Genomic DNA, 10,305 nt, shown 5'->3' with positions numbered 1-10,305 from the left:
GGGTGGGTGGGTGGGTCGGCGGCGACCCCCTCTACTCCTGAACGAGTTCGTAGACAGCCCGTTGAGGGTCGGTTTTGACGATGTGCCCGGCTGTGCACAGGTCGCGCAGGATCTGCCGGACCCGTTTCTCTGCCGCCCGTTGGTCTTCCCACGTGTGACCGTGGTCGTCCAGAACCTTGATGGCGCGCTGCGGATCCCAGGTGCCGCCGAGGGCGCGAATCGCCTGGGCGAGGATGTGCTGCTCGGGGTGATCCTTCTTGCGGTGGTTGGCAATGCTTGCAGGGGCGCCGCTGTAGTTGCAGTCGGCGCACTTCTCCCACGAGCAGTCCGGATCGGTGACGGCGGCGTGGCGGACGGAATGATGCGAGCCGAAGCCGTGAGCGTGGAGCAATTGAGCGACGGACCCGTCGTACTTGAGGGCCATCAGCGCTGCTTCGGCGATTTTGTCGTGGCCGGCAGCGAAGAACTTGCCCAGGCCGACGTCCTTCCCGCAGCCGCACCAGCACTTGCCGGTCGGGATGAGGCGAGGCTTCTCATTGCTTGACATGAATCCAAGGTAGCAATCCTTGGATTGATGTCAAGGGATAAATCCAAGGATGTCATTCAAGGGTTGCGTCGGTGCCTCCGAGATCAACCACCCGATGCACCGCAGCGGCCGCCGCATCGGCGACCCGATGGGCTGGCTCGCCGCCGAGGGCATCGCCGACATCGTCACGCGCGCCGCCCGCCGCGCCGGCCTCAAGGCCCGCGCCTGCGACGTCCTCCCCGACGGCGCCCCACGCTGGACCGGCCACTCCCTGCGCCGCGGCTACGCCGAAGCCACCCGCCACGCCAAGGCCTGCACCACACCGGCGCCCGCCGCTGCGGCCAACGCCGTCATCGCCTCCGCCAACATCCCGCCCACCCCCTGATGACCACTCACGCACACAGCCCCGCATAGAGGACCTGTGTGACGGTAGAGTCGGCCGCCGCGGTACGCATCCCCTTTCGAGAGGAAGGCAGATCTGGCCAGCACCCCCTGGGCAGAACTGCATGGGGGCGGCATCCGGGGCGACGTACGGGCCGAACTCGCCGCGGCCCGCACGAGGTGCGGCCGTCGCCCTGCGACTCCCCGTACGCGCAACCTCTGACGTCCCCACGACCGCCGGATCTCTCGGCACCGCCGTCTCCGCACGTGAGCAGCACGGCGTCAGGATCGTCAGCGGCGGTGTGGCTGGTTTGCCAGGGATTGGCGGCTGCAGCGTGCTGGCCGGATTGAGGTCTTCGACCTCGTGTACCCGCGATGCCACCGACGGCTGTCTGTCGTGTCGAGGTCGACGACCGGGCTGCCGCCGACCAGAGAGATTCCCGCGCAGCAGTTCTGCCAGGGCACGTGGGTGTGTCTGGTCAGGCTGCAGGTTGTGCGGGCGGGGAGTGGGTGACGGCGTCGGCGGACAGGGTGGGGGCGGTCTCTTCGAGGTCGGGGTGGGTGGTGGCGACGGTGCGCAGGATCCGGATAAGGCTCTGGGGTTCGAGGGGTCGGCCGTTGATGGTGGTGAAGAGGTGGCCGCTGTCGTGGCGGGTGGTGGCGCGGTGGGGGAGGTATTCGTCGATGGAGCGTACGGCGTCGTGGTGGACGGGTTGGAGGCGGGTGGCGTCGGAGGCGGCGTTCTTCTGGGGAACGTCCCAGGTTGTGCGGTGCTGCTCCTGGTGGCGGCCGTTGAGCCGCATGGCAGTGATCTGGCCCGGGCGCAGGACGTCGTCCTCGTGGTGTCGGCCCCAGAGGTAGTGGTTGAGGCAGAGGTAGACGAGGGCGCGGGCGCGGTGGGGGCCTTCGCGGCGGGTGCCGGTGTAGCGGTCGGCGGCCTGGGCGAGCCAGCGGCACTGGTCGGGGGTGAGGAGGTCGCGGCCGGGTAGGCCGGCGGCGAAGTTGCCGCCGCGCTGGAACTGGAGCGACTTGGCGGTGCCGGGCGGCACGAGGCCGGGCCCGCCGTCGGCAGCAGGAGTCTGGGCCCAGCGGTAGAAGGAACGGACGGCTCCGCAGGCGGCATCGCGGGAGCGGGCCGCGGCGGCGTAGCCCATGGCCCAGTTCTGCAGCGCCATGGGGGTCGGCTGCAGGTACAGGTCGGGGTCCGGGCGGCCGTCGAGCCCGCAGCCGATGGTGAGCCAGTGCAGGACGGCGGGGCGGTAGCGCTCGAGGGCCTGGTAGCTGAAGTAGCCGTTCGCCTCGGAATTCGGGCCGTCCAGCCACTCCTCAACCAGGCCGACGGCGTCATGTTCCATCGGACCAACCTAGCCCGACCGCCACGCATCAGGCTGGTCGGGCTGGCACACCTACGGGGAGACCTGCCTGGCGGCGGTGCGGCGGGCGGCCCGCTGCTGAGCCGCCCAGGCCCGGGGCCCGGCCCGCTGCGGACGGCCGGCACCCGTCACGCCGGGTTCGAGGCCGACTTCAGGCCTGCCACGACCTGGTGGGCCAGGGTGTCCAGGTGGGCGGGCGTGACCGCGTCGCGGACGACGACCTGGCGCCAGTAGAGCGGGCCGATCAGCAGGTCCAGGGCGTGGTCGGGGCTGAGGTCCGCCGGGAGTTCGCCGCGGGCGACGGCATCCGAGACGATGCCCTGGGCCATGCGGTGCTGGCCGTCCAGGAGCGCGCCGCGGACGGCGTCAGCGATCTCCGGGTTGCGGGAGGCCTCGACCAGGAGGTCCGGGATCACCGCGGACGCCACCGGGTGCCGCAGCACGTGTGACATGACCTCCAGCAGGGCGCGTACGTCCCCGTAGAGCGAGCCGGTCGCCGGCACCGGCAGGCCGTCCACCGCGAAGGCTCCGACCAGGTCGAGCACCAGGTGCAGCTTGGACTTCCACCGCCGGTACACGGCGGTCTTGCCGACCCCGGCACGCCGTGCGATGCCCTCGATGGACATCCGGGAGAACCCGACCGCGGCCAGCTCCTCCAGCACCGCGTTGCGAATCGCCTCCGTCACGTCCTCGCGCAGGACGGCGGCGCCGGCGGGGGCGCGGCGGGCGGAGGCGGAGGGTGCGGGGTCCGTGGTCATGGACAGAGCATAGCCGCGGCCCGTCACGACGATACGGTTGCGTTCCATCGTTCCACGCCATAACCTCGCCGTAGCGACGATACGGACCCGTCCCGACCCACGTCGAAAGCGAACCCAGTTGACCACCGCGACCGCACCCACGACCGCGCCCGCCACCTCCGCCGAGGTCGCGCAGCTGGCCGCCACCCACGGCCTCACGCTCAGCGGCGCCCGCCCGACGCTCCCCCGCTACATCGCGCAGCTCTGGCAGCGCCGCCACTTCGTGTCCGCGTACGCGAACGCCCGTATGCAGGCCACGTACAGCACGGCGAAGCTCGGCCAGGTCTGGCACCTGGTGACCCCGCTGCTCAACGCGGCGGTCTACTACTTCATCTTCGGCATCGTGCTGAAGGCCAGCCACGGCGTGCCGGACTACGTCCCCTTCCTGATCACCGGCATCTTCGTCTGGGACTTCATCAGCAGCTCCGTCAACGCCGGCACCCGCGCCGTCCACAGCAACCTCGGCCTGGTCCGCGCGCTGCACTTCCCGCGCGCGAGCCTGCCCATCTCCACCGTCGTGCAGCTCTTCCAGCAGCTGCTCGTCTCCATGGCCGCCCTGGTGATCCTGCTGCTGGCCTTCGGCCAGCGGCCCGGCGCGGCCTGGCTCCTGGCCGTACCGGCGCTCCTGCTGACGGCCCTCTTCGCCGCCGGCTGCGCCATGATCATGGCCCGCATCGGCAGCAAGAGCCCCGACGTCAGCCAGCTGATGCCCTTCGTCCTGCGTACGTGGATGTACGCCTCGGGCGTCATGTGGTCCATCGACCAGATGCTCAGCACGAACCACCTGCCGCACTGGGTGCTGACGGCCCTCGAGGCCAACCCCCCTGCGGTCTACATCGACCTGATGCGCTTCGCGCTGATCGACAGCTTCCCCGCGCACGCGCTGCCGCACCACGTGTGGCTGCTGGCCGCCGGCTGGGCGCTGCTCGCGGGCGTCGGCGGGTTCATCTACTTCTGGAAGGCAGAGGAGGCGTACGGACGTGGCTGACACCGCGACGAAGGCGACGAGGGCGCAGAAGGCGACGAAGGCCGGTACGGCCGGGACCGGCACCCGGGTGCCCACCGTGATCGCGGACGGGGTCCACGTGATCTACAAGGTCCACGGCACCGGCGCCCGCAAGGGCGGCGCCACGGCGGCGCTCAGCCGGATCTTCTCCCGCGGGGCCACTCCCGGCATGCGCGAGGTGCACGCGGTCAAGGGCGTCTCCTTCACCGCCTACGAGGGCGAGGCCATCGGCCTCATCGGCTCCAACGGCTCGGGCAAGTCCACCCTCCTCAAGGCCATCGCCGGCCTCCAGCCGGTGGCCCGCGGCCGGATCTACTCGCACGGCCAGCCGTCCTTGCTGGGCGTGAACGCCGCCCTGATGAACGACCTGACCGGCGAACGCAACGTCATCCTCGGCGGCCTCGCGATGGGCATGTCCCGGCAGCAGATCCGCGAGCGCTACCAGGAGATCGTCGACTTCTCCGGCATCAACGAGAAGGACGACTTCATCTCCCTGCCGATGCGGACGTACTCCTCCGGCATGGGCGCCCGGCTGCGGTTCTCCATCGCCGCCGCCAAGGACCACGACGTCCTGATGATCGACGAGGCGCTGGCCACGGGCGACGCGGCCTTCCAGCGGCGCAGCCAGGCCCGCATCGAGGAACTCCGCGAGCGCGCCGGCACCGTCTTCCTCGTCAGCCACGCCATCAACACGGTCCGCGAGACCTGCGACCGCGCGATCTGGCTGGACTCCGGCGTCCTGCGCATGGACGGCCCCGCCGACGAAGTCTGCGCCGCCTACGAGGACTCCAGCCGCGCCGGCGCTTGAAGCGGCACCCCAAGCCCCGCCGGCGTTCGAGGCGCGGGGGCCCGGGGCAGCGCCCCCTGGGCGGCGCCGCACCCCGGACCACACGAACGGGCCGGGCCCGGGACCACAAGGTCCCGGGCCCGGCCCGTTTCACGCTCGGCTACGGCAGCCCGGTCAGCTGTGCGCGCGCAGCAGGCTGCGCATCGTCCGCATCGCCACCGACAGGTTCGCCAGGTCGAAGTCGTCCGAGCCCCGGATCTCCTCCAGGGTCGTCCGGGCCCGCCCGATGATCGCCGCGTTCTTCTCCTCCCACGCCGTGAAGCGCTCCTCGGGAGTCGACGCGCCGTTGCCCACCGACAGCACGTCCGCGGTCAGGGCCGCGTGCGCCGCGAACAGGTCCTCGCGGATCGACGCGCGGGCCATGGACTGCCAGCGGTCGGCCCGCGGCAGCTCGATGATCCGGTCCATCAGCTGCGTGATGTCCAGGCGGTCGGCGAGGTCGTAGTACACCTCGGCGACACCCAGCGGGTCCACGCCCGTACGGTCCGCGATCGCGACGATGTCCAGCGTCGGGAAGGCCGAGGAGAATCCGGCGACCTTCGCCGCCAGCTCCTCCGGCACGCCCTCACCGGTCAGCTCGTCCATGACCAGCTGGTACCACTCCAGGTCCGCGCCGCGCACCAGCTTCGGCAGCTCCGCCCACACCTGGGCCACCCGCTCCCCGAAGAAGGCGATGGTCTCGGTGATCTGGAGCGGCTGCGGCCGGTTGTTGAGCAGCCAGCGGGTACCGCGCTCGACCAGACGGCGCGAGTGCAGGCGCACCCGGGTCTGGACGTCGGCGGCCACCTTGTTGTCGAGCGCTTCCACCGCGTCCCACACCTCGGCCAGGCCGAAGATCTCGCGGGCCGCGAGCTGCGCCCGGACGATCTCCTCCGTGGAGGCGCCGGTCTCCTCGCGCAGACGGTGCAGGAAGGTCGAACCACCGGTGTTGACGGTGTCGTTGACCAGGATCGTCGTGATGATCTCGCGGCGCAGCGCGTGCGCGTCGATCTGCTCGGAGAACTTGTCGCCCAGGGCCGCCGGGAAGTACGCGAAGAGCAGGCGGCGCAGGTACGGGTCGTCCGGCAGCTCGGTGGCGATGAGCTCGTCCGCCAACGTGATCTTGGTGTACGCGAACAGCACGGCCAGCTCCGGCTGGGTCAGCCCCTTGCCGTTGTTCAGCAGTTCGCGGATCTGCCGGTCGGTGGGCAGGAACTCCAGCTCGCGGTTGAGCAGTCCGGCGCCCTCCAGGCGGCGCATGAAGCGCTGCTGGGCGTGGAGCAGGCTGGGCGCCTGGGCCGAGCCGTTGGCCAGGGCGATGTTCTGCGCGTAGTTGTTGCGCAGCACCAGGCGGCCGACCTCGTCGGTCATCTGCGCGAGCAGCTTGTTGCGCTGCTTGACGGTCATGTCGCCGTCGGCGACGACCGCGTTGAGCAGGATCTTGATGTTCACCTCGTGGTCGGAGGTGTCCACGCCCGCGCTGTTGTCGATGGCGTCGGTGTTGACCTTGCCGCCCTCGCCGCCGGCGCCGCTGCGGGCGAACTCGATGCGGCCGAGCTGGGTCAGGCCCAGGTTGCCGCCCTCACCGATGACCCGCGCCCGCACATCGCAGCCGTTGACGCGGATGGCGTCGTTGGCCTTGTCGCCGACGTCGGCGTGGGTCTCGGAGGTCGCCTTGACGTAGGTGCCGATGCCGCCGTTCCACACCAGGTCCACGGGGGCCTTGAGGATGGCCTGCATCAGGTCGGCCGGGGTCATCTTGGTGACGCCGGCCTCGATGCCGAGGGCCGCGCGCATCTGGGCGGTGACCGGGACGGCCTTGGCCGAACGCGGGTGGATGCCGCCGCCCGCCGAGATCAGCGAGGTGTCGTAGTCCGCCCACGAGGACCGCGGCAGCTCGAACAGGCGCCGGCGCTCGGCGTACGAGGTCGCCGCGTCCGGGGTCGGGTCGATGAAGATGTGGCGGTGGTCGAAGGCGGCCACCAGGCGGATGTGCTCGGAGAGCAGCATGCCGTTGCCGAAGACGTCACCGGACATGTCGCCGACGCCGACGACGGTGAAGTCCTGGGTCTGTGTGTCGTGGCCGAGCTCGCGGAAGTGCCGCTTGACGGACTCCCACGCGCCGCGGGCGGTGATGCCCATGCCCTTGTGGTCGTAGCCGGCCGAGCCGCCCGACGCGAAGGCGTCGCCGAGCCAGAAGCCGTAGGACTCCGCCACGCCGTTGGCGATGTCGGAGAAGGTCGCGGTGCCCTTGTCGGCGGCGACGACGAGGTAGGTGTCGTCCTCGTCGTGACGGACCACGCTCCGCGGCGGCACGACCTCGCCGGCGACCATGTTGTCGGTGATGTCGAGCAGCGCCGAGATGAAGATCTTGTACGAGGCGATGCCCTCGGCGAGCCAGGCGTCGCGGTCCACCGACGGGTCGGGGAGGTTCTTGGCGACGAAGCCGCCCTTGGCGCCGACCGGCACGATGACGGTGTTCTTGACCATCTGCGCCTTGACCAGGCCGAGGATCTCCGTACGGAAGTCCTCGCGGCGGTCGGACCAGCGCAGGCCGCCTCGGGCGACCTTGCCGAAGCGCAGGTGGACGCCCTCGACCCGCGGGGAGTACACCCAGATCTCGAAGGCCGGGCGGGGCGCCGGCAGGTCCGGGATGGCCTGCGGGTCGAACTTCATCGACACGTAGGCGTGCTGCTCGCCCTGGGCGTCGAGCTGGAAGAAGTTCGTGCGCAGGGTGGCCTTGATGAGGGTGAGGAAGGCCCGCAGGATGCGGTCCTCGTCGAGCGAGGCGACCTGGTCCAGGGCCCCGTCCAGCTCCTCCAGCATCGCGTCCACGAGTTCGCTGCCGGCCGCCTGGCGGACGGGCGACATCCGGGCCTCGAAGAGCGAGACCAGCAGCCGGGTGGTGTGGACGTTGTTGCGGAGGGTGTCCTCCATGTAGTCCTGGCTGAAGGTGGAGCCGGCCTGGCGCATGTACTTGGCGTACGCGCGCAGGACGACGGCCTGACGCCAGGTCAGACCGGCGCTCAGCACGAGGGAGTTGAAGTTGTCGTTCTCGGCCTGGCCGTTCCAGACGGCCGCGAAGGCGTCCTGGAAACGCTCGCGGGCGTCGTCGCCGAGGTCGCCCGCCGAGAGCCGCAGACCGAAGTCGTAGATCCACGCGTTCGTGCGGTCGGCGCAGCGCAGCTCGTACGGGCGCTCGTCGGTGACCTCGACGCCGAGGCGCTGGAGGACGGGCAGGACGGCGGACAGGGAGACCTGCTCACCGGCGCGGTAGATCTTGAAGCGGCGTTCGCCGGGGCCCGCGCCGACGGGCTCGTACAGCGACAGCGCGAAGTTCTTGTCGCTGCCGCGCAGCTTCTCCAGGTGCACGAGGTCGGCGACGGCGGCGCGCGGCGAGTGGTCGGCCTTGTACCCCTCGGAGAAGGCGTTGCCGTAGTGGCGCAGCAGCTCCGCGGCGCGCTCCTCACCGAGCTCGGCGTTGAGGGCCTGGTCGAAGCCGTCGGCCCAGGAGCGGGCGGCCTCCACGAGGCGGCCCTCGATGCGCTCGACGTCGCCGTCGGTCAGCACGGGCAGCTCGGTGCCCTGCGGGACGCGGACGACGAAGTGGATGCGGGAGAGGATCGACTCGGTGTTCCAGGCGGTGAAGTCGACGCTGATGCCGCCGAGCTCCTCGCGCAGGATGTCCATCAGGCGCAGCCGCACACCGGTGGTGAAGCGGTCGCGGGGCAGGTAGACCAGCGCCGAGTAGTAGCGCCCGTACTCGTCCTGGCGCAGGTACAGCCGCAGCCGGCGGCGTTCCTGGAGGTAGAGGACCGAGGTGACGATGGACTGGAGCTGGTCGACCGGGGTCTGGAACAGCTCGTCGCGCGGGTAGGTCTCCAGGATCTGCGTCAGGTCGCGGCCGTCGTGGCTGGACGGCGAGAAGCCGGCCCGCTCCAGGACCTCGGCGACCTTGCGGCGGATGACCGGCACGCGGCGCACGGACTCGGTGTACGCGGCGGAGGAGAACAGGCCGAGGAAGCGGCGCTCGCCGACGACGTTGCCGGCGGCGTCGAACTTCTTCACGCCCACGTAGTCGAGGTACGAGGGGCGGTGCACGGTGGAACGGCTGTTGGCCTTGGTCAGCACCAGCAGGCGGTGCTCGCGGGCCTTGGCGCGGGCGTCGGCGGGCAGCCGGTTGAAGGACGGCGAGACGGGGTGGCCGTCCTCCTTGCCGCTGTGGTGCGGGTCGGAGCGCAGGATGCCGAGGCCGGTGCCGGGCACGGCGGCCAGGGCGTCACCGTCGACGAGGTTGTACTCGCGGTAGCCGAGGAAGGTGAAGTGGTCGTCGGCGAGCCAGCGCAGCAGCTCACGGGCCTCTTCGAGCTCGTACTCGCGCAGGTCCGGGGCGGTGGGCTCGTCGGGCAGGCCGTCGGCGATGCGCAGCGCGGCCTCGCGCATCTTCTCCCAGTCCTCGACGGACTCGCGGACGTCGGACAGGACGCGCTGCAGGTCGATGGTGATCTGCTTGAGGTCGGCGCGGTCGGTCTCGCGGTCGATCTCGACGTGGATCCAGGACTCGACGAGGGAGTCGTGGGGTCGCGCGGTGCGGGGACCGTGCGCGTCGCAGTCGGGGCCGAGGATCTCGATCAGCTTGCCGGTGATGTCACGGCGGACGACGACCTGCGGGTGGATCACGACGTGGATGCCGCGGCCCTGGCGGGACAGCTCGTTCGTCACGGAGTCCACGAGGAAGGGCATGTCGTCGGTGACGACCTCGACGACGGAGTGGCTGGAGGTCCAGCCGTTCTCCTCCACCGTGGGGGTGTGCACGCGCACGTTCGCAGTGCCCTGCGGCCGGTTCTCGGCCAGCCGGTAGTGGGAGAGCGCGGCTCCGAACACATCGACCGGGTCCCGGTCCGTGAGGTCCTCGGGCGCCGTGTGCAGGTAGTAGCGCTGGAGGTAGGAGAGGACCGTGTCCTGGTCCGGCCGCTCTCCCTGCTCGGACCCAGTCGGAAGTAGCCCCCCGGCCGGGCTGTGCTCAGCTACCCGGGCCGCCCGTGCGAGCAGCTCGGCCTTTGCTTCGTCCAGCTTGGTCTGCATGTCCTCTGGCTCCTGTCGCGCGCCATTGCGTGACGTAGGTGAAGGAAGGAATGACATAGCGCCTCGAGGCGGGGTGTCCGTTCCGAATCGACGCTATGCCGTCGAGAGAGCCGACCGGGAGGGAATGAGCCAAGATCGGCTGACGGTCCCGGTGGCGGGGATCAGCGATGGCCCGGGCACTGTCGTACGCCGGGCGCAGGCCGGGGGCTCCAGTGCCCCCGTGGGATATCGCGCTGATCACGGGTACAAGGCTATCCCGACCTACCCCCAGGTCGTCATTCGCTGCATCTGTACAAATCTTGGGGTGGAAC

7 protein-coding genes are annotated in these 10,305 nt (G+C 70.4%); 3 read left to right on the top strand and 4 right to left on the bottom strand.

Annotation, left to right across the window (positions count from 1 at the left end; translation table 11 throughout):
- Positions 1-31 precede the first annotated feature (31 nt).
- Positions 32-547: a hypothetical protein gene (locus IH80_RS46475; RefSeq protein ID WP_234432471.1), complete on the bottom strand. Its 516-nt coding sequence runs from the start codon at positions 545-547 to the stop codon at positions 32-34.
- A gap of 49 nt (positions 548-596) precedes the next feature.
- On the opposite strand from IH80_RS46475, the gene IH80_RS0133860 reads away from it, so the two are divergent.
- The gene (locus IH80_RS0133860) at positions 597-911 is read left to right on the top strand and encodes a hypothetical protein (RefSeq protein ID WP_030965565.1); all 315 of its coding nucleotides are present in this window, start codon (positions 597-599) and stop codon (positions 909-911) included.
- 475 nt (positions 912-1,386) lie between these two features.
- On the opposite strand, the gene IH80_RS0133855 is transcribed toward IH80_RS0133860, so the two are convergent.
- Both IH80_RS0133855 and IH80_RS0133850 read right to left on the bottom strand, forming a co-directional pair.
- Positions 1,387-2,262: a hypothetical protein gene (locus tag IH80_RS0133855; protein WP_030965563.1), complete on the bottom strand. Its 876-nt coding sequence runs from the start codon at positions 2,260-2,262 to the stop codon at positions 1,387-1,389.
- Between the two features lie 146 nt (positions 2,263-2,408).
- Entirely contained in the window at positions 2,409-3,038 is a 630-nt protein-coding gene (locus IH80_RS0133850; protein WP_030965561.1) for a TetR/AcrR family transcriptional regulator, read from the bottom strand.
- A gap of 118 nt (positions 3,039-3,156) precedes the next feature.
- On the opposite strand from IH80_RS0133850, the gene IH80_RS0133845 reads away from it, so the two are divergent.
- Positions 3,157-4,065, top strand: coding sequence for an ABC transporter permease (locus tag IH80_RS0133845; RefSeq protein WP_030965560.1), 909 nt, complete (start codon positions 3,157-3,159; stop codon positions 4,063-4,065).
- A gap of 67 nt (positions 4,066-4,132) precedes the next feature.
- Entirely contained in the window at positions 4,133-4,891 is a 759-nt protein-coding gene (locus IH80_RS0133840; protein WP_030965559.1) for an ABC transporter ATP-binding protein, read from the top strand.
- 153 nt (positions 4,892-5,044) lie between these two features.
- Here the strand turns inward: IH80_RS0133840 and IH80_RS0133835 are convergent, their stop codons facing one another.
- Positions 5,045-9,994 (bottom strand): NAD-glutamate dehydrogenase, encoded by a 4,950-nt coding sequence (locus IH80_RS0133835; RefSeq protein WP_030965558.1) that lies wholly within the window; start codon positions 9,992-9,994, stop codon positions 5,045-5,047.
- Positions 9,995-10,305: the final 311 nt, after the last annotated feature.

The organism is Streptomyces sp. NRRL S-378 (genome assembly GCF_000720645.1).
In the GTDB taxonomy this organism is placed as follows: domain Bacteria; phylum Actinomycetota; class Actinomycetes; order Streptomycetales; family Streptomycetaceae; genus Streptomyces.
The sequence above is the reverse complement of the archived record's forward strand: the minus strand, read 5'-3'. Positions and strand labels throughout refer to the sequence as shown.